Below are 18,669 nucleotides of genomic sequence, written 5' to 3'. Positions count from 1 at the left end.
CAGGACGCCCTGGATTGCTTCGCTGCGCTCGCAATGACGGGGCTGCTTTGCCGAGGTTGTGGGCTGGCGCTCCGTCGCGGGATGTCCGCCGCGGGTATCGTTCGCGGCGTCGGGCGGGGCTTGTGACGCCGCCGGCCAGACTGGCCTTCAGGCGCGACGCTAGAGCGTCGCGCCGATCGCGCGGGCGGCGGCGTCGGGGTCTTCGGCCTGGGTGATGGGGCGGCCGATGACGAGGATCGAGGCACCGGCGTCGAGCGCGGCGCGGGGGGTGACGACGCGCTTCTGGTCGCCGGCGCTGCCGTTGGCGGGGCGGACGCCGGGGACGACGAAGAAGCCCTTGGGCCACGCCGCCTTGGCCGCGCGCACCTCTTCGCCCGAACAGACGATGCCGTCGATGCCGGCTTCGTGTGCGAGGTCGGTGAGGCGCAGCACCTGATCGTGCGCATTGCCGGTGATGCCGGTGGCGGTGAGATCGTCTGCGTCGAGGCTGGTCAGCATCGTCACCGCGACGACTTTCGTGTTGAGCGGGGCTGCCGCCTTGGCATCCTCCAGCATCGCGCGGCCGCCGCTGGCGTGGACGGTGAGGATCGCGGGTTCGAGCGGGCCCAAAGCCTGGATCGCCTTGGCGACGGTGTTGGGGATGTCGTGGAGCTTGAGGTCGAGGAAAATCGGCAGGCCGAGTTTGGCCATCTCGTGGACGCCGTGCTGCCCATGGGCGCAGAAGAATTCGAGGCCGAGCTTGATGCCGCCGACATGGGTGCGTGTGCGCGTGGCGATCGCCTTGGCGCGGGCGAGGTCGGGCGTGTCGATCGCGACGTAGATCGGGCTCATGCGACGGGCTCTTCGGCGATGACGGAGGTCGTGACGGGCGTTGCGACCGGCGCCGTGACCGGCAGCGCGCGGGCGTCGGCCAGCATGCGCTCGCACGTCGTCAGGCGCTGGCGCAGCCGCCAGCGGACCGTGCCGAGATACAGGTAGGTCGGCACGAAGCCAATCAGGAACGTCACCAGCAGCAACAGCGGGAGGTTCACATCGGCGATCAGGCCGCTCCACAGATTGATCTGGACCCGCGTCCAATTGCCATAGGTGAACAGCGCCGCGACGAACGCGAGCAGGAACCAGAACAGGATCTTGAGGAACTGCATGCAACACTCCTGAGGTGCGCGGGAGGGTAGCCGCAGAGGCGGAGGAAGGCCAGCCTATCCGATTTCGACACGCAGGCTGGCGAACAAGGCGGGGATGGCGGTGAGGCGCGGTTCCTCTTCGTCGAGGATCGCGCGGAAGGCGGCGCGCTTGATCGCGGCGACGCGGCCGGCCTTCATGCGGACGGTGGCGGGCAGCGTGGAGACGCAAATGTCGATCATCCGTTCGGCGCCGTGCAGGCGGCCCCACAGATAGTCGTTTTCGCGATAGGCGCGGCTGAAGAAGGCGCCGAAGCTGTTGAATTGAATGCCCTTCAGCGTCGCCTCCGCGCCGCCGGAGCGGATCGCGACAGCATCGTCGGGGGCGATGCGATCGACCTTGATCGGATCGAATTCGTCGAGCCCCTCGCCTTGCAGTAGCGGCAGCGTCGCGGTGTCGAAATAGGGGAAGCCCAGGTAGGTGAGCAACAGCGAGCGGCGGGTGGTCTTGTCGACCGTCGCCAGTGCCTCGGCCAATCGTTCGTCGGTCGCCGCGTCGAGCGCGGTCAGGTCGAGCGCCTCAGCCAGCGCATCGAGCAGCGGTGCGGCATCCTGCCCGCGCATCTGCCGGACCAGCATGCCAAGGTGCAGGTGATCGTCGGCGCGCTGACGGTCGAGATAGGTCGCCAGCGAGGCATAGATGGCCTCTCGCATCGCGGCGGTGCCGCTGGCATCCTCCGCCTCGCCATCGATCTCCCCCAGACGCCGCGCCATCAGCCGGAGGCGCCGGATGCGGAAGCCGATGTCGAAGGTGCGCAGGAAATCGATCGTCGCCGCGCTTTCCTTGCCCGAGAAGCTGGGCGCAGTGCCGCCGAAGCCGCGCTCGGCGATAGCCGCCTCGATCGCCGAGCGGATGCGCTGCCAGCGCTGCTGGCCCAATTCGCCGCCGACGCGATAGAGGAGCGCGGTGATCGTCGCGACGACGTCGCTCAGCTTCAGATGGCCATAAGCGGCATAGCTGTAGCCGGCGCGGGTGGCGGCGGCGGTCTGCGCGCGGCGGCGCCAAGCGACCAGGCGCGCGGGCGTCGGCCGGTCGAGGAACAGGGTGTGGCCGAACAGGGCTTCGATCTCTTCGTCCACCGCGGGACGCAAGGCGGTGACGATGCCGCGCATCCGGTCGATCCGTTGCGAGCGTGCGGCGATGGCGTCGAGATTGTCGCGGATCGGCTGCTGGCGGGGCAGGTCGCTGAGCGCGCCGAGGATGGTCTGGAAGAAGCCGGGCGCCTCGCCGGGCGTGCCGAGGCGGATCTTGATGCCGGGCGAGGGGTCTATGTAGACGAAGCGACGGTCAATCTCGCGACGGGCGGGGCGTTCCTTCAGCGCGTCGATCGCGGGGCGGAAGGGCGCGTTGGCGAGGACCGACCCGTCGATCAGCACGGCCTTGTCGACCTGCCGCGCGGCATATTGGCGCGGCAGCGACCGGCGCAGGAAGTCCTCGCGACCCGGCCATGCCACGTCACGCTCGGCGAGCACGCCGTCCAGCTCGCCGACGGTGAAGGGCGGGAAGGCGCCGGGGAAGCTCGACGTCGCCCGCGCGGCAAAGGCGAGTTCGGGGATCGCGCCGATCGTGCCGGTGGCGCCGTGATCCGAAAAGCCGAGCACGATGCGATGTTCGGTTTCGAGCACTTCGGGCGGGGAGTTGAGCTTCAGCCGTTCGGGGTGGCCGGTAAAGTCGGTGCAGGTGACGAACAGGTCGAGCGGCTGGCTGTCGGGCAGCAGGCGTGGGCCCGCCTCGGCCTGCGCCATCGCGTCGAAAGCGTCGAGCAGCAGCCCCGTGAAGGTGGCGCCGCCGAACGGTGGTTCGAACCAGCGCGAGCGGACGAAATGCGACAGCTTCGTGCGCACCTCGTCGCGCGTGGCTTCGTCGAGCGCGGCGACCGAATCGGCGCTGCGCCCGGCGGCGACCCAGGCGAGCGGCAGCGCCCACATCTTGGAAAAGCGGCTGGCCGGCGCGGCCTCGGGATCGATCAGCGCCTCGACGTCCGCCGAGGTCAGCCACAGGTCGGTCAGCGGTTCCAGGCTCTGGCCGGTGGTGATCGCCTGCGCGAGAAAGATGCCGTTGATGCCGCCCGCCGACGCGCCGGCGATGATGTCGGCGAGGACGCGGAAGCGGATGCCGGCGAGCGACTCCATCTCCTCGATCAGCGCGCGGTAGACGCCCTGCGTGCCGTCGGCTGCCGGTTCGCCGGCATGGGCGGCGCGGCTGGCGCGGACCATGCGCCACACCTCTTTGGTGATGCCATGCATGTAGACCGCGAGGCTGATGCCGCCGTAGCAGACGAGCGCGAGGCGGAGTTCCTTTTCGCGCATCAGGGTGCCACGGCCAGCGTTGCCCAGATGGGAAGATGGTCCGACGTCTTGCGCGCGGCGGCACTCGCGTGGACGCCGCAGTCGGTGACGGTCAGGTCGCGCGACACCATGATCCGGTCGAGACGCCCGACCGGGCGGCGCGAATGGAAGCTGGGGCCGGTCGCCGCCATGCGATAGTCGCGGCCGAAGTCGCGCAGGCACCCGGCGGCGGCGGTCCATTCGTTGAGGTCGCCCATCAGCACGGTCGGACGCCGCTCGGTGCATCCGTCGACATGCGCGCAGATCGCCGCAGCTTGCCGCCGGCGCCACAGGCCGGACAGATCGAGGTGCATGCCGACGACGCGGACCGTGCCAGCCGCCGTGGCAACGTCCGCCATCACCGCACCACGCGGTTCGAGCGCGGGCAGATGGATGGGGGTGTGGTGGACGATCTCGGCCGATTTGCGGACGAGGATGACGTTGCCGTGCCAGCCCATCGACAGTGCGCGCATGCCGAACGGCACCGGCTTCCAGTCGCTATGTTCGTCGAGCAGGTGGAGCGGCAGCACCGATTCGCGGGTGCCGAAGCGGCGGTCCGCCTCTTGCAGCGCTATGACGTCGGCATCCACCTCGCGCAGCACCTCCAGCACGCGCTCGGGGTTGCGCCGGCGGTCGAGGCCGATCCCCTTGTGGATGTTGTAGCTGGCGACCTTCAGGGGACGAGAAACCATTGCGGAGGCGTAACGCCTGCACGCGCATTTGGTGCCGTTATGGTGCCGGTTGCAGGAATCGAACCCGCGACCTTCGGTTTACAAATCCATGACTCTAAACCGTGGCGCTCGCCAATACCCGCAGAAATCCGTGGGTTTCAGCGTACTGAATCAGAACGCTGCATGGGTCAACGGCAAATCGGTAACTTTTCCGAACCTTTTCGGGACCTGACGCGGCGATGCACGGAAGGGCTTGAGGATCGGGCAGGGGTGGGGGTAAGGGAATGGCGCGCCGGTTTAGCTCAGTTGGTAGAGCGCAGCCCTTGTAAAGCTGATGTCGTGAGTTCGATTCCCACAACCGGCACGTTTTTCTACAATCGCAATGGCTAATCGCGTGAGGCCTTTGGTGTGGTATTTCCGCTACACCGCAAGTGATATCAGCGTCAGAAAACGGAAATAGTGACGCTTGGCGAATCAGAGAATCGGCCGTTATTGCGGAACGCAGGAACCGGGCAGTTTCAACGCAGCGATTTTTTCGCTTGCGAGAGGACCGTCCGATGAACCGCTTCGATGCGTTAGTTGCAATTGTTAGAGCCGCCCCACCGGGCGCGCGCGGCTGGATCGCGGCCATGGCAGTCACAACGATTGGCCTTCCGGCGATAGCCGCATCATGCCTTGCCGTAGCGCACCTGCTCCGATGATTGCGCGACCTCGTGAATCATACGCCATTCGAAGATACGGCGATCCGACCCGTGTGATAAACCACGCTTAGGTTGAAGTTGTTGGGTGCGCTGCAACCTCTGGTCCGTCCTCCCGACCACTTCAACGGGAAGACCGCCACGCCTTTTCAGCGGGCGGCGCGAGACGAACGGTGGCAGTGGCCACTGTTCACGGTTGGTCCGCCTCCAGCCCGACCGTATTATGGGCTGATGAGACGATCCCATTTTGTCCGACCGGGGGATTCTAAGAACGATCCGTCCGAAAGCTTGCCCTTTACCCTGCGGGGGTAATATTTGCGGACGCACGGACGCTCCGAGCCAATTTTATTGCTCGCGAGGGGACCGTTCAATGAACAAGTGGGAAGCGCTGGTCGAGATCGTGAAGGCTACGCCCGCGAGATGGCGCGGCCTTGTGGCCCTCACCGTCGTGGTGACCATACCACTGCCCATCACCGCCTTGGTCGTCGTGACGCGCCTGCTGAATTAGGCGCACGATCCGAAGCGTCTAACTCCATCCCACGAGACCAATTTACGAATCGCTTCTCACAAGATGTGATTCGTGATAGGGTGCATCGTTTTCTGATTTCGGGCGGGCTGGCCCAAATTGGATGGTGATGAACGATGGTGATCTGCGATGAACATTCAACTAAACGCTGTTGTAACGGTCGTCAACGGCCCGTTGAATATAGCGGCGTATATGTGGCGTTTATAGCTGACATTTTTCCGGGTGTAAAACTGGGCGCTATTATTGGCGTCTGCGGTGGCTCTGGTGGTCACATTATTATTGGCATTACCGGCGTCGTGATGGTGGACGGCCAAACCGGCGTCCACCTTGCGGGTGTCCGATGACCGAGAAGGTCTCGTCGCTGAACGGTCCGGCGATGGTCATCCGCTTGGTCGAGTATTTCGGCGAGATTGGCGGCAAGCGGTAGGCGATGGCAGCGCTGGTGCTGCTAGTCGTAGCAGTGCTGGGGCTGGCAGCGATCGTGCTTCATAGCCCGGTTGCCAGGGCAGGCGGTTCGAAAGAGGATCGGCAAAGCCGCAGGCGCTGTGGACGGGTAATCGTCGCGAGCCTGTGTCTCGCGACACGATCCGCCAAAATTTTTTTCGCAAGCGGCATCGCTCTCATACCATCTCAGGCAATCTCACGCCATCTCAAGGCTCGCCTTGGCTCCTGATAGCCCCAACATCGCCCCACTTAAACGGACCCATCATCAGCCGTAATTGCGGACGCGGGACGCCCTACCACGGACCTGACGGCGGTAAGCCGTTTGATAAAACGCACATATACTGTGCGGCGGAGGTAGGACGATGAAGCTGACTGAGATGATCCATCAAACGACGCTGGCGTTTCGTCCGGCTCAACATCCTGTCTTCGCCCTGTTGGCTCTCGCTATGATGCTCATAGCTTTGATCGCGATTGTTGCGCTCATATGCTCCGCTGGACCGGACGCTGGTGCTATCGTCCGCACAGCGATCGGCTATGTTGCGTGATCAAGATTGTGGAGGAGGTATGATGGCCTCTGTTGACGAAGACGATTCAATCAAGGAATATGTTGATCAGTATTGGGGGATACTGAGATGTGGCTAAGCCTTGGGACTTACGGACCGGCCTTCGTCGGCGCAGCTACTGCGCTAGTAGCTAAGCCGTTCGTAGATTGGGCGATTGGCCGTTATCGCGAGACGATGTCATATCGTGCGCATATGGCGGATCGCATTCGTGATTTTCGAGAAAGCATCGCTGTTCTGGACTCGATTAGATTGCTGAGGCGGGCGTCGTTTCCGGTCGATGCGCATCTTGGTAAATTGATGATCCCCGATCACCTCGTTTCGGCCAAAGCGGTAGATGCAAGCAAGCTTACGCTGACCTCTCAAGCTGAGGGAATTCAATTAAGTAATCAGCTTGCCAACATCAATCAGGATGTGAAGTCGCTACTGACATCGAAATCCTCGAAAAATGAATTGGCGTTCTATCTACAAGCCGATGAGTTGGCTGAGAAGCTTCGTAATCTTTCCGCATCGTGGGAGGACAAGCATCAATGGGCGAAACGCCGTGTGCCCGCGCCATCCTCAAAGCGCAAAGAGATCATGTTTGAGAACGGTGAGAAGGGGATGGGCGTAAACTACACCGGCGAAAAACCGACTGCATTGCCGGATTAGCTAATCGTTTAGGCGCGAGGAGACACGTTCCGCAACTCGCGAAGGCTTTCGATAATTTCCGCCCGCCCCGACGCGCTGTCGGCTTCCATTTTTTCCAACTGATGCTCAATCCGCGCCTGTCCGCGTTCGAGATTGGCGTAATTTGTCTCCAGTTTGACCAGCCTCTCAACGTCAGTAATGCGCAGACGTTCGATCGCATCGACGTGGCCGGTGACATTGCCAATACGGTGGCGATGATCTTCCAAGGTCGTTTGCGTCCGTTTTTCGCTTTCTTCGACTTCACCGCTGACAAAGTTACCGCACCACCTGACGACCGCGATGGGCACTGCCACCGCTGATGACAGGGTGATGACGATCCCGGCGAGTTCCACCACCCCGATGTCCATCACAGAAGGTCGCCCGTGCTGGCGCTCGCGATATCCAGCGGCACCAAGATCGAACGTCGGCATTGCTGGTGACGATCGCGCCTTCAAGAATGCCCAGATTCAGAAGCGCCCGCAGGCTTTTGTTAAGCGCCGCTTCCATGACCTGACGTGACCCCCGTTTCTTCATCCAGGTGGAACTAGAGACCGGCCCCTCAAAGGGACGGACGGAATGAAGCGGAAGCAATTCTCGGAAGAGCAGATCATCGGCATCCTGAAGGAGGCCGAGGCGGGCGCAGTGGTGACGGAGTTGTGCCGCAAGCACGGGATGTCGAGCGCGACCTACTACGCCTGGAAAGCGAAGTTCGGCGGCCTGGAGGTTTCCGACGCGAAGCGCCTGCGGTCGCTTGAAGAGGAGAACGCCCGGCTCAAGCGGCTGCTCGCGGATACGATGCTCGACAACGCGGGGTTGAAAGACCTGCTGTCAAAAAAGTGGTGACGCCCGCCGCGAAGCGGCAAGCGGTCGCGCATCTCCAGGCGACCCTGGGGATGAGCGAGCGGCGGGCATGCGCGGTTGTCGGAGCGGATCGCACGAGCATGCGGTATCGCTCGTGCCGGGCAGATGATGGCGACCTGCGGTCGCAGCTGTGCGAGTTGGCACAGCAGCGTCGGCGGTTCGGCTATCGACGGTTGCACATCCTGCTGCGCCGGGACGGCATCACGATCAACCGCAAGAAGACCCAGCGGCTCTACCGGGAGGAAGGTCTGACGGTCAGGCGCCGGAAAGGACGAAGGCGCGCCGTGGGCGCGCGGGCACCTTCACCGGTGCTGGCGCTCCCCAACCAGCGCTGGAGCCTCGACTTCGTCCACGACCAGCTTGTCACCGGGCGGCGGTTCCGTGTGCTCAACATCGTCGACGACGTGACGCGCGAATGCCTCCGGGCGGTAGTCGATACGTCAATTTCGGGCCGGCGGGTCGTGCGCGAACTGGCCGATCTGATCGCCGAGCGTGGCAGGCCGAAGATGATCGTCAGCGACAACGGGACCGAACTGACCTCCAATGCGGTGCTCGCCTGGTCCGCCGATGGCAGCATCGAGTGGCATTACATCGCGCCAGGCAAACCGACGCAGAACGGGTTCGTCGAGAGCTTCAACGGTCGCATGCGCGACGAGCTGCTCAACGAGACGCTGTTCTTCACCATTGGCCAAGCCCGCTCGATCCTGGCCCGCTGGGTCGACGACTACAACACCGAGCGGCCGCACTCGTCGCTCGGCTACGCTACCCCGGCCGCATTCGCTGCCGGGCTCGAACAGCAACGGGCGGGGTTAACACCGCCCGTTGCTTCACCTGCGCTCATGCGCGACAACACCGGTCGGTCTCTGGTTGCCGCTGGTTGAAAGACTGGGGTCACGTCAGACCGTGAAATGATGCATGAATTGGCCTACGGCGAGAAACACCTTTTGTTCGGACGACATATGATCATTGAACATCGGCATCGGGCGTCTCTCAAAAATCGTAGGTAAGTGACGATCACGTCATCCTGAACGGAAGGGGGTAATGATGTGCGGGAGGATGCCCAGCACCGCAATGGCAATGATGATAGCTGCAACGAACATGGCAAATCCCATGATGCAGCCGGGCGTAATGCGGGGAGGTTTGACGCTCATGGACGGTATATGGTGCTCGTGTCGTGGCTCGTATAGCTCTTACCGTTGCTTAACCATCATTTGTCCGACGCGCTCATGATCCCCCTTCGAGAATGGAGGCAATGCATTTGATATGATGGCTCAGTTTCCTGCCTTCACTGATCTGACCGCCGTGGCCGAAGAACTCGCATCACGTGGCAAGGTGGGCCTGCGATCCATGCTGACACAGGCGTGGCGAGCGCAATCGTGCCTTGGTGATCTTCGGCAATCCAACGACTGCGTCGAGGTGCTTCGCGAGATGGTGGGGCGCAAAGATGACTCGCCCACGCTGCTAACCGTTGAACGTTCGCTTCTGGCTAACGCTGTGATGCTGTACGCTCGCGCCACCCTCACTAACGGCCCGAAGGGGGAGCGGGGTCCGGTCCAACTGTCTGAGAAGAAGCTGACGGCGGACGAATGGAAGGATCATCAGGCCATCTTAGACGTGCGTAATCAAGCGATGGCGCACGTCTACCGTGCGCGAAAGCTGAGGGAGCATGAGTGGCACCGTTCGGTCTTCTTTGCCGTCGATGCGGGCGGTGGTCGATGGAAGCCCGCCTGCGCGTCAAATCAAACGACGTTTCACGCCGACACGTTCGCGAAACTGGAAAGAATGCTACCGATCGCCTTGCGCGAATTGAAAATTAAGTTTTACGAACGGATGGAGGCGGTGACGAAGGCCGTGAATTCTGACGTAAAGGCCTCGACGCTGGTGAAGAGCGTTTTCGATCCCGTTCAGGCCTTTGGTAGTCGCGCGGCTGTTCAAGCGCTCCTCGATGGAGAAGCGCTTGGCGATGCAGCGTTTTGGGTTAAGGAAAATAGGCAGAATCAAGCCGATTAAACCGACCAGCGGACGACATCCTTGCCGCGCGTCTTTAATCAATTCCAACGATCATGGGCGTGGAACGCCATCTTGGCCCAAAGGCTGGCGGGGGAGATTGGCGGGGCGTATCATGGCCTGACGGGGCTTAGAAGGGCGTTTTATGTCAATGCGATCCGCCCGGTGGATTAACCGGACTTCCGCTTCCATCGATGGCGATACATTGCTCGTCGTTTACAAGCATCACTTCGTGCGCGATGAGTTGAACCGAGGTGAGTGGTTCAACTGCGTCAAATATAACGTGATCAGCGCTCGTAGCGAACAGAGCAATCTTGCTGACGAATGGCTAACGGACACCTTCCGCCTGCTCAAGAAGTGCCCGCGCATTTTGGTGGCACAGTACGACTTCCATAGCGCACATCTGTATGATGTCGTCAGTTCTGATATTCAAAACCGAATGCTTTATGTGACATTCGCAGACAAGCCCATCGAGCTTGTCCGCCTGCCGCACGATCATGATTTCAGCGATTGGTCGGGACGTGGGTGGACACCGTGGGGGTGGAAGGATTGGCGCGATCCGATTGACGGCCATTATGTCGGGAAAGTGCGTGGTATGCTGCCGAGGGAAAAGCATTTTGCAAAGCGGGAGAGTTGGCCTCAAGAGTAACGAGGCGTGACTCGGGAGGGCGATTTGGCGCGTTACGTGCGGGTGGACGATGGGCCGGGGGCTGGCACCTTTGCCATCGTCGCGATCTTAGTGTTGATTTTCGCCGGTGCTGCCGCGCTCGTGATCATCCCGATCTTTTTGGTCGCGCAGGTCATATGGCGGTTGTGGCGCGGGCAAAGTCCAGCCGAGGCATTGCGGCCGATTGGGATGTTGCTCGCCGGTTTGCTGTTCTACGCTCTAATACATTGAGGACACCATGATCGTCTACGCCGACGTGTACGCTGACAAGACCATCGCCAGCTTTGACCGCTACGTCCTTCGCTCAGCGTCGAAGGAAACGGCCCGCGTCACGATGGAAACGATCTTAGGCGAGGTGGGTAAGATCGAGATTGAGAACGCCCCAGATCAAGCGGCATCGTTCTTGAAGGGCGTGGCCGACGATACGCCTGTGATGATCAGCCCGGGCGTTGAGGCGCGCTTTATCTAATCAACCTTGGCAGCATGGGCGCGAGAAGCCGCAACGGTCACCAGCGCGAGCTTGCGCACCGCCGCCTCCCGCCCCCAATCGTGCTGCGCCTGTCGGTCGATCAACAGCTTGGCCAACCCGAAGCTTTCATCATCCGGGTTGAGAAGGGCCGAGAGACGATAGGCGAGATCACGGGACAGCGCCGCCTTGCCCAGCACGACGTTGTTGAGGTTGGCCCTGTTGAGCGCCATCGCGACCGCCGCCTTGGGGATCGAGAAACCTGCCGACCTGAGTTCGTCGCGGATCATCGCGCCGGGGTGTGGGGCATTATCATTTGTCATCGGGCACCTGTTACAGCAGCTTTGCAGAACCTATCGGTTGGTTGATGGTGCCCCACGGTATCAATCGGGCATGGATAAGCCCTCTTGCGCTCTGGACTGGCGTCAGCATAGCAAACCTTGCGGGCGGGTAGCCGGGGGTCAGGGTTGCGCATCATATGGCATGACCAGACGATGCCGGGGGTTTTTTCACCGGGAATTGGTTCGTCGGGGTAGACTTGTCCCGGCCAAAAGCGTTTGTCACATTCGCGAAGATCGCGCTGCCAAATGCCGCACTCGATGTATTTGTCCCACGGCTTATAGTAGATCGGCATCCGTGCGGCCTCGACCTCAGCCGCCCACTCCGCAGCCTTGGTGTCGGCTATGCGCTTCCGGGTCGTCATGTCGTCGTTGACGATGATCGCGCCAAGGAGCGCCGCTGAGATGCCGCCGCCCGCGATCCAGTCCCATCGTAGCCGCATCGCTGCCTCCATACTGTATGCCGAACCAATACATGCGTTGGAAGGTAAGGCAAACAACTATTGTATGGTAAAGGCGTACATAATCGTTGACGCGTGAACCGCAAACTGTATGGTGAAGACATACAGTATGGAGACACAAGATGCGCTACGAAATCGTCCATAGCGGTGGGGTGCAGAGCTTCGAAGCCGACACGGTCGAAGCGGCGATAACCGAATTCGACTATCGCGGTTACGCCTTCCATCGAATCAACGCGAACCGCTACCAGCGTGCAGAGCTTCAGGGTCAGTCCATGTTCGCGACGTTGATCGGCCCCATGTGGGGTGGCGACCGCCACGGCATGACGATGCGCTATGAGACGCAGCAGGCCTACAATCACCTCAGCATAGAGGCCTGAGCCATGACTATCGCACAAACGATCCTGCGCCAGATCGGTGGGGGCCGCTTCATGACGATGACCGGCGCGAAGGCGCTGGTCGATACAGGCAACGGGCTGCGGATGACCCTCCCGTCCACCATTACCAAGGGTCGCATCAACCGTCTGACGATCACCCTGCGCGGGGATGACACCTACACGATCGAGACAGGCCGTTTCGCCAAGCTGGATTACCGCACCGTAGAGACGATGGAGGGCGTCTACGTCGATATGATCCACGACGTGATCCGCGATCTGACGGGCCTCGCTACCCGGCTGTAAAGCGCATCATCACCCAAGAGGAAGGGGAGGCCTCGCGCCTCCCTTTTTGCGTCCAAGATCAGGCCACAGGTTCCACAAACCGCTGCTCTACCAGCTGAGCTAAACCGGCCAATGGTGCGGCCCCCATGCGACAGGCGCGCGCCATAGTCCAGAGGGCGTGCGTCACCGCCGCTTCGCACGCAGGCCGTTCCAATGCGCGAGGCGTTCCTGCAACCGCGCTTCGAAACCGCGGCCGGTGGGTTCGTAAAAGGTCTGCGGCGGGAGTTCGTCGGGCCAGTAATTGGCGCCGGAGAAGCCGTCCTCGGCGTCATGGTCGTAGGCGTAATTGGCGCCATAGCCGATCTGCTTCATCAGCTTGGTGGGGGCGTTGAGGATGTTGGCGGGGGGCATCAGGCTACCGGTCTCCTTCGCGCTGCGCCACGCCGCCTTTTGCGCCTTATAGGCGGCGTTCGATTTGGGGGCGGTGGCGAGGTAGAGGCAGGCCTGCGCGATGGCGAGTTCGCCTTCGGGGCTGCCGAGGAAGTCGTAGGTGTCCTTCGCCGCGATGCACTGGACGAGCGCCTGCGGGTCGGCGAGGCCGATGTCCTCGACCGCGGCGCGGGTAAGGCGGCGAAGGACGTAAAGTGGTTCCTCGCCCGCGGTCAGCATCCGCGCGAGATAGTAGAGCGCGGCCTGCGGATCGGAACCGCGGATCGATTTGTGGAGCGCGCTGATGAGGTTGTAATGGCCCTCGCGATCCTTGTCGTACACCGGCACGCGGCGCTGGAGGAAGGCGGAGAGGCCGGCCGGATCGAGCGGTTCGGGCAGGTCGACCGAGAACAGGGTTTCGACCTGGTTGAGCAGGAAGCGGCCGTCGCCATCGGCTTGTGCGATCATCGCAGCGCGGGCATCGGGCGTGAGCGGGAGGGGGCGATCCTCCAATTGCTCGGCGCGGGTCAGGAGCTTGCCGAGCGCTTCGGGGCCGAGGCGATGGAGGATCAGCACCTGCGCGCGGCTGAGCACGGCGGCGTTGAGTTCGAACGAGGGGTTTTCGGTGGTCGCGCCGACCAGCGTGACCGTGCCGTCCTCGACATAGGGCAGGAAGCCGTCCTGCTGCGCGCGGTTGAAGCGGTGGATCTCGTCCACGAACAACAAGGTGCGCTTGCCGAGCCGGGCGTGGTCACGCGCCTCGGCGAACGCCTTCTTGAGGTCGGCGACACCGGAGAAGACCGCGGAGATGGCGAGGAAGCGCAGGCCCACCGCATCGGCGAGCAGGCGGGCGATCGTCGTCTTGCCGGTGCCGGGCGGACCCCAGAGGATCATCGACGATAGGCGGCCGGCGGCGACCATGCGGCCGATCGCGCCTTCGGGACCGGTGAGGTGCTCCTGCCCGACGACCTCGGCGAGCGTTTGCGGGCGCAGGCGGTCGGCGAGCGGGGCGTCGGCGGCCGGTGGGGTGGGGGTCGGCTCCGGTTCGAGGCCGGTGAGCAGGTCTGCCATGACGGTCAGATAAGGCGTGCAAGGTGGGGCGTCACCCCCGTCGCGGCCGGGCGAAACCGAACCGCCATTTTGCGCGACATAGACAACGTGAACACCTTACGCGAAACGATTGCGGCCGATCGTTTCCGTTCTGGTCTCATCGGATGACGGCGGGCGAGCGCGCGGGGCATGGTGTGTGCGTAGCACGGCGTTCGGGGCGTAGGACAGCTGCCTGGCGTTCGGCCATTTCGATCAATGCGTTACGCCAACTGCGATCCAACACGGGCCTGGACCAATCGACGGTCCATGCGGTTGTCAGTCCTTCCCCTGGCGGGAGAGGCCTAGGTCGGCGTGCCGAATGTGGATGGGGCTCAGGTGTCAGCATCGCACAATCAAAATATATCTTGATCGGGCTTGCACTCGTGCTTCTGTGATATATCTTGAGTGCATCGAGATACAGAAAGGACTCATGATGTTTGGTCATGGACATGAACACCGCCACGGGCGGGGATATCGCCACGCACGCGATCATGGCTTCGGGCCGCGCGGCGGCTGGGAGCAGTGGGGCGAAAAGCTCGACCAGCGCTTTGCCGAGGTGTTCGGCGAAGGGCGGGGCGGCGGCGGGCGGAGCCGCCGGATGTTCGACGGCAGCGAATTGCGGCTGGTGCTGCTGAAGCTGATCGCGGACGAACCGCGCCACGGCTACGAACTCATCAAGGCGGTCGAGGAGCTGACCGGGGGCGCCTATGCGCCGTCGCCGGGCATGGTCTATCCCGCGCTGACGATGCTCGCCGACATGGAATTGATCGCTGAGCAGGCGTCGGAGACGACCCGCAAGCGCTTTGCGATCACCGAAGCGGGTGCCGCGCACCTCGCCGAGAATGCGGAGCTGGTCGCGGCGCTGATCGCGCGGCTGACCGACGTCGGCGAACACCGCGCGCGGGCCGATCGCGCGCCGATCCGGCGGGCGATGCGCAACCTGCGCACGGTGTTGCAGAACCGGCTGGAGGCGGGCGACCTGTCCGAAGAGGACGGCCACGAGGTCGCCGAACTGATCGACGCGGTCGTGCGCAAGATCGAGCGCCTGTAATGCGCGTCTCGGTCGCACGCGTGCCGACGCATTCGGCGAGCCGCTATCTCCAGCAATTGGCCAAGCACTGGAGCCATAAGATGACGGTGGCCTTCACTGAGGAGGAGGGGACAATCACCTTTCCCAATGGATCGGTGCTGGCGATGCGGGCGGACGGCGAGAGCCTGGACCTGGTGCTGACCGTGCCGGAGGGCGAGGACACGGGCCGGATGCGCGAGGTGGTGGCGAGCCACCTCGACCGGTTCGCGTTTCGTGAGGCGCCGCTGACGTTCGATTGGCGGGAGGGGTAAGGGTTTTGCGCTCTTGGTCATTCCCGCGAAGGCGGGAATCCATAACCTCTGACGTTTCGCCTTCATCGCAGACGTTAGCGCGTCTGGATTCCCGCCTTCGCGGGAATGACGTGTGTGGGGCGCGGACGGTGTGACTGCGCTGGTAGCGCCTTTGCGGGGGCTTCGTCGCCGCCAGCACGCGATCCGTCACCCCGGACTTCGTCCGGGGTCCACTCTGCGGCGAGGGGAACGGCTGGCCGCTTCATCGCTACCCCTGCGGCCCGGTGGACCCCGGACCAAGTCCGGGGTGACGGGTTCCCTGGGGTTAGCGTAGGGCCGCTTCAGCGCGTCCGTTCGCGAGGACATGACACCAGCCGCGGCGGTATGCGCAGCCTAGCGAGTGGCGTGCGATCCGTCGTGCAGTTCCAGATACGTATCCAGCACTGCCTGGTTCGCCGTGTCCCAGCGGTATTGCGCGGCCTTGGCGTGGCCGGCTTCACCCATGCTCGCCTTCAGCGCGGGGTCGGCGACGATGCGTTCGATCGCATTGGCGTAGCCCGCAATATCCTTTGGGTCGACGAGGAAGCCGGTGACGCCGTCTTCGACCAGATCCACCGCGCCGGTGGCGCGCGCCGCGACGACGGGGACGCCGGCGGCCATGGCTTCGGTGGTGACGTTGCCGAAGGTTTCGGTGATCGAGGGGTTGAAGAAGACGTCCATCGACGCGACCGCGCGGCCGAGGTCGTCGCCCGACTGGAAGCCGGCGAAGATCGCGTGCGGGGCCTGTTGCGCGAACCAGTCTTCCGCGGGGCCCTTGCCCACGACGAGCACCTTGTGCGGCACGCCGCGGCGGGTGAGCTCCTTCACCACCTCGGCAAAGACGTCGAGGCCCTTTTCCTTCACCAGCCGGCCGAGAAAGCCGATCGCGACCTCGTGATCCGCAATGCCGAGGCTGCGGCGCCAGGCGCAGTCGCGGCGGTCTGGCGTGAAGCGGTCATGGTCGATGCCGCGCGACCAGATGGTGATCGGCGTCGTGACGCCCCAGTCCTTGAGCGCCTCGCCCATGCTGGGGCTGGGCGGCATGACGCGGTCGACGCGGTTGTAGAAGCGCGTCATGATCGCCTTGATCATCGGTTCGATGAAGCCGATCCGATAATAGCGGAAATAGGTTTCGAAGCGCGTGTGGAACGAGGCGACCGAGGGCACGCCATGGCGGCGCGCCCAGGTGACGGCGCCGTGGTTGAGGAATTCGGGCGCGGAGACGTGGACGATATTGGGGGCGAAGGCCTCCAGGTCCTCGCGCGTCGCCTTGGGCAGATAGCGACCCAGGCGATATTCGGCGCGGCCGCCGGGCATCGGGATCGCCGGCACCGACACGAGGTCTCCGGTGGGTGGGAAAGCAGGCGGATCGATCGTCGGCGAATAGACGCGCACCGTCACGCCGCGGTCGAGCAGATGGCGCACGAGCAGGTTCAGCGCCTGATTGGCGCCGTCGCGGGTGTAATTGTAATTGCCGCTGAAGAGCGCGACACGAAGGTCCGACGGGTGCATGATAGCGCCGGCCATAGCGTTGCGATTGCGGCGTGACTATGTCGCTTGGGGTGGTTGCCGCGGGAGCGGTTGCCCTTTCGCCCTGTCACCCGGACTGGTTCCGGGGTCTACTGCGCGGCGAGGGGGCGGCCGGGGGCTCGGGACTCCCCCCTGCGGACGAGTGGACCCCGAAACTAGTCCGGGGTGACGGGGATGTGGGGCTGCCGTTAGCCCGAAATCTGTTCCCTTATCGTTCTCGCTCCGCTACACCTTGCGCCATGGCGAAACCGCAGAAACGATATGTGTGCCAGGCGTGCGGATCGGTGTCGCATCGCTGGGCGGGGCAGTGCGGCGATTGCGCCGAATGGAACACCTTGGTCGAGGAGGCGGGAGCGGTCGTTACACCGTTCCAGGCCAAGCATAATCTGCACACCGGTGGGCGGACGGTGCAGCTGGTCGGGCTGGATGCCGAGATCGCGCTGCCGGAACGGATGGCGACGGGAATCGCCGAGCTGGACCGGGCGCTGGGCGGCGGCTTCGTCGAGGGATCGGCGACGCTGATCGGCGGCGATCCGGGGATCGGCAAGTCGACATTGCTGTTGCAGGCGGCGGCGAAGTTTGCGCTTGCCGGCCGGTCGGTCGCCTATGTTTCGGGTGAGGAAGCGGCGGACCAGGTGCGGCTGCGCGCGCGACGGCTGGAGCTGGGAAGCGCGCCGGTGCAACTCGCCGCGGCGACATCGGTGCGCGATATCCTGACGACGCTGTCGATCGGCGCGCCCCCGGCGCTGCTGGTGATCGATTCGATCCAGACGATGCACAGCGACCTGATCGAGGGCGCGCCGGGCACGGTGAGCCAGGTGCGCGCGTCGGCGCAGGAGCTGATCCGCTTCGCCAAGGAACGCGGCACCGCGCTGGTGCTGGTCGGCCACGTGACCAAGGACGGGTCGATCGCGGGGCCGCGCGTGCTGGAACATATGGTCGATACGGTGCTGAGCTTCGAAGGCGAGCGCAGCCATCAGTATCGCATCCTGCGCTCGATCAAGAACCGCTTCGGCGGGACGGACGAGATCGGCGTGTTCTCGATGCAGAGCGAGGGGCTGGCAGAGGTCGCCAACCCGTCGGCGCTGTTCCTGACGCAGCGTGACGAGGGGGTGAGCGGGACGACGGTGTTCCCGGCGCTGGAGGGGACGCGGCCGGTGCTGGTCGAGATCCAGGCGCTGGTGGTGCGCCTCGCCAGCGGGGCGACGCCGCGGCGCGCGGTGGTCGGCTGGGATAGCGGCCGGCTGGCGATGATCCTGGCGGTGCTGGAGGCGCGGTGCGGGCTCAGCTTCGCGACGGCGGAGGTCTATCTGAACATCGCGGGCGGCTATCGCGTGCAGGACCCGGCGGCGGACATGGCGGTCGCGGCGGCGCTGGTGTCGGCGCTGTCGGAGCGGCCGGTACCGGTCGACGCGGTGGCGTTCGGCGAGGTTGCGCTGTCGGGCGAGCTGCGCCCGGTGGCGCATGGCGCGCTGCGGCTGAAGGAGGCGGGGAAGCTCGGCTTCGAACGCGCGATGGTGCCGATCGCTCTGGCCAAGGACGAAAGCGCACTGCGGCTGACGGGGTTCCGGACGCTGGGGCAGTTCGTGGATCATATGTTGGGGCGGGGGTGACGGGGCTGCGGCGGGCTTGGGGGGCTGGTGTGGGCTGTTCGTAGCCCCTCTCGTCCCGTCACTGCCGTCATTCCCGCGCAGGCGGGAATCCAGACGCGCGCTACCGGTTGCGATAG

Annotated in this window: 24 protein-coding genes and 1 tRNA gene; 15 read left to right on the top strand and 10 right to left on the bottom strand. The window is 63.7% G+C overall.

Annotated features, from left to right (window positions below; genetic code table 11):
- Nucleotides 1-159 precede the first annotated feature (159 nt).
- From pyrF to ACGVWT_RS18515, 4 genes are read right to left on the bottom strand one after another with little or no spacing between them, the layout of a single operon-like run.
- The gene (gene pyrF / locus ACGVWT_RS18530) at nt 160-831 is read right to left on the bottom strand and encodes an orotidine-5'-phosphate decarboxylase (RefSeq protein ID WP_116461025.1); all 672 of its coding nucleotides are present in this window, start codon (nt 829-831) and stop codon (nt 160-162) included.
- Nucleotides 828-1,145 (bottom strand): lipopolysaccharide assembly protein LapA domain-containing protein, encoded by a 318-nt coding sequence (locus ACGVWT_RS18525; RefSeq protein ID WP_315461076.1) that lies wholly within the window; start codon nt 1,143-1,145, stop codon nt 828-830. The genes pyrF and ACGVWT_RS18525 overlap by 4 nt, the downstream gene beginning before the upstream one ends.
- A 54-nt stretch (nt 1,146-1,199) precedes the next feature.
- A complete protein-coding gene (locus ACGVWT_RS18520) occupies nt 1,200-3,491 on the bottom strand; it encodes a patatin-like protein (RefSeq protein WP_315461077.1) in 2,292 nt (763 codons plus the stop codon).
- Nucleotides 3,491-4,201, bottom strand: coding sequence for an endonuclease/exonuclease/phosphatase family protein (locus ACGVWT_RS18515; RefSeq protein ID WP_116461028.1), 711 nt, complete (start codon nt 4,199-4,201; stop codon nt 3,491-3,493). The genes ACGVWT_RS18520 and ACGVWT_RS18515 overlap by 1 nt, the downstream gene beginning before the upstream one ends.
- A 270-nt stretch (nt 4,202-4,471) precedes the next feature.
- Here ACGVWT_RS18515 and ACGVWT_RS18510 point away from each other — a divergent pair.
- The 5 genes from ACGVWT_RS18510 to ACGVWT_RS18490 all read left to right on the top strand — a co-directional run bounded on the left by ACGVWT_RS18510 (nt 4,472) and on the right by ACGVWT_RS18490 (nt 7,059).
- A tRNA-Thr gene (locus ACGVWT_RS18510) sits at nt 4,472-4,544 on the top strand.
- Nucleotides 4,545-5,248: 704 nt separating this feature from the next.
- Nucleotides 5,249-5,386: a hypothetical protein gene (locus tag ACGVWT_RS18505; protein WP_315461078.1), complete on the top strand. Its 138-nt coding sequence runs from the start codon at nt 5,249-5,251 to the stop codon at nt 5,384-5,386.
- Between the two features lie 134 nt (nt 5,387-5,520).
- Entirely contained in the window at nt 5,521-5,748 is a 228-nt protein-coding gene (locus ACGVWT_RS18500; protein ID WP_394427671.1) for a hypothetical protein, read from the top strand.
- Nucleotides 5,749-6,210: 462 nt separating this feature from the next.
- On the top strand, nt 6,211-6,393 hold the full coding sequence (locus ACGVWT_RS18495) for a hypothetical protein (protein WP_315461080.1): 183 nt from the start codon (nt 6,211-6,213) through the stop codon (nt 6,391-6,393).
- A gap of 87 nt (nt 6,394-6,480) precedes the next feature.
- Nucleotides 6,481-7,059 carry a hypothetical protein gene (locus ACGVWT_RS18490; RefSeq protein WP_315461081.1) on the top strand — a complete coding sequence of 193 codons (579 nt, stop codon included), beginning with the start codon at nt 6,481-6,483 and terminating at the stop codon, nt 7,057-7,059.
- Nucleotides 7,060-7,067: 8 nt separating this feature from the next.
- Here the strand turns inward: ACGVWT_RS18490 and ACGVWT_RS18485 are convergent, their stop codons facing one another.
- Complete coding sequence (locus ACGVWT_RS18485) at nt 7,068-7,508, bottom strand: hypothetical protein (RefSeq protein WP_315461082.1); 441 nt, start codon at nt 7,506-7,508, stop codon at nt 7,068-7,070.
- 145 nt (nt 7,509-7,653) lie between these two features.
- Here ACGVWT_RS18485 and ACGVWT_RS18480 point away from each other — a divergent pair.
- Nucleotides 7,654-8,819 (top strand): IS3 family transposase gene (locus ACGVWT_RS18480; RefSeq protein ID WP_394427667.1). Its coding sequence is split into 2 segments (ribosomal slippage): nt 7,654-7,915 and nt 7,915-8,819, totalling 1,167 coding nucleotides; the frame shifts between segments, so codons are not numbered across the junction.
- A gap of 138 nt (nt 8,820-8,957) precedes the next feature.
- Here ACGVWT_RS18480 and ACGVWT_RS18475 read toward each other — a convergent pair.
- Nucleotides 8,958-9,089, bottom strand: a complete 132-nt coding sequence (locus ACGVWT_RS18475) for a hypothetical protein (protein ID WP_315461084.1) — start codon at nt 9,087-9,089, stop codon at nt 8,958-8,960.
- A 112-nt stretch (nt 9,090-9,201) separates the two neighbouring features.
- Between ACGVWT_RS18475 and ACGVWT_RS18470 the strand changes: the two genes are divergently transcribed.
- From ACGVWT_RS18470 to ACGVWT_RS18455, 4 genes are all read left to right on the top strand, one after another.
- Complete coding sequence (locus tag ACGVWT_RS18470) at nt 9,202-9,948, top strand: hypothetical protein (RefSeq protein WP_315461085.1); 747 nt, start codon at nt 9,202-9,204, stop codon at nt 9,946-9,948.
- Nucleotides 9,949-10,090: 142 nt separating this feature from the next.
- Complete coding sequence (locus ACGVWT_RS18465; RefSeq protein WP_315461086.1) at nt 10,091-10,594, top strand: hypothetical protein; 504 nt, start codon at nt 10,091-10,093, stop codon at nt 10,592-10,594.
- A 24-nt stretch (nt 10,595-10,618) separates the two neighbouring features.
- A complete protein-coding gene (locus tag ACGVWT_RS18460) occupies nt 10,619-10,843 on the top strand; it encodes a hypothetical protein (RefSeq protein ID WP_315461087.1) in 225 nt (74 codons plus the stop codon).
- 7 nt (nt 10,844-10,850) lie between these two features.
- Nucleotides 10,851-11,081: a hypothetical protein gene (locus ACGVWT_RS18455; RefSeq protein WP_315461088.1), complete on the top strand. Its 231-nt coding sequence runs from the start codon at nt 10,851-10,853 to the stop codon at nt 11,079-11,081.
- On the opposite strand, the gene ACGVWT_RS18450 is transcribed toward ACGVWT_RS18455, so the two are convergent.
- Nucleotides 11,078-11,368 (bottom strand): hypothetical protein, encoded by a 291-nt coding sequence (locus ACGVWT_RS18450; RefSeq protein ID WP_315461089.1) that lies wholly within the window; start codon nt 11,366-11,368, stop codon nt 11,078-11,080. The two genes, ACGVWT_RS18455 and ACGVWT_RS18450, sit on opposite strands and share 4 nt — an antisense overlap.
- A gap of 29 nt (nt 11,369-11,397) precedes the next feature.
- The gene (locus tag ACGVWT_RS18445) at nt 11,398-11,859 is read right to left on the bottom strand and encodes a hypothetical protein (RefSeq protein ID WP_315461090.1); all 462 of its coding nucleotides are present in this window, start codon (nt 11,857-11,859) and stop codon (nt 11,398-11,400) included.
- Nucleotides 11,860-11,999: 140 nt separating this feature from the next.
- On the opposite strand from ACGVWT_RS18445, the gene ACGVWT_RS18440 reads away from it, so the two are divergent.
- Both ACGVWT_RS18440 and ACGVWT_RS18435 read left to right on the top strand, forming a co-directional pair.
- Nucleotides 12,000-12,254, top strand: coding sequence for a hypothetical protein (locus ACGVWT_RS18440; protein WP_315461091.1), 255 nt, complete (start codon nt 12,000-12,002; stop codon nt 12,252-12,254).
- Between the two features lie 3 nt (nt 12,255-12,257).
- A complete protein-coding gene (locus ACGVWT_RS18435) occupies nt 12,258-12,554 on the top strand; it encodes a hypothetical protein (RefSeq protein WP_315461092.1) in 297 nt (98 codons plus the stop codon).
- A gap of 162 nt (nt 12,555-12,716) precedes the next feature.
- On the opposite strand, the gene ACGVWT_RS18430 is transcribed toward ACGVWT_RS18435, so the two are convergent.
- Entirely contained in the window at nt 12,717-14,033 is a 1,317-nt protein-coding gene (locus ACGVWT_RS18430; RefSeq protein WP_315461093.1) for a replication-associated recombination protein A, read from the bottom strand.
- 451 nt (nt 14,034-14,484) lie between these two features.
- Here ACGVWT_RS18430 and ACGVWT_RS18425 point away from each other — a divergent pair, with 451 nt between their 5' ends.
- Together ACGVWT_RS18425 and ACGVWT_RS18420 are read left to right on the top strand one after the other, a co-directional pair.
- On the top strand, nt 14,485-15,102 hold the full coding sequence (locus tag ACGVWT_RS18425) for a PadR family transcriptional regulator (protein ID WP_116461416.1): 618 nt from the start codon (nt 14,485-14,487) through the stop codon (nt 15,100-15,102).
- A complete protein-coding gene (locus tag ACGVWT_RS18420) occupies nt 15,102-15,392 on the top strand; it encodes a DUF2218 domain-containing protein (RefSeq protein WP_116461030.1) in 291 nt (96 codons plus the stop codon). The genes ACGVWT_RS18425 and ACGVWT_RS18420 overlap by 1 nt, the downstream gene beginning before the upstream one ends.
- 372 nt (nt 15,393-15,764) lie before the next feature.
- Here ACGVWT_RS18420 and ACGVWT_RS18415 read toward each other — a convergent pair whose 3' ends face one another.
- A complete protein-coding gene (locus tag ACGVWT_RS18415) occupies nt 15,765-16,922 on the bottom strand; it encodes a glycosyltransferase family 1 protein (RefSeq protein WP_315461390.1) in 1,158 nt (385 codons plus the stop codon).
- 257 nt (nt 16,923-17,179) lie between these two features.
- Between ACGVWT_RS18415 and radA the strand changes: the two genes are divergently transcribed.
- Nucleotides 17,180-18,553, top strand: a complete 1,374-nt coding sequence (radA, locus tag ACGVWT_RS18410; RefSeq protein ID WP_315461094.1) for a DNA repair protein RadA — start codon at nt 17,180-17,182, stop codon at nt 18,551-18,553.
- The last annotated feature ends 116 nt before the right edge of the window (nt 18,554-18,669 follow it).

This window comes from Sphingomonas sp. S6 (assembly GCF_043498045.1).
Taxonomy (GTDB): domain Bacteria; phylum Pseudomonadota; class Alphaproteobacteria; order Sphingomonadales; family Sphingomonadaceae; genus Sphingomonas.
This window is presented reverse-complemented; position numbering and strand designations above follow the sequence as displayed.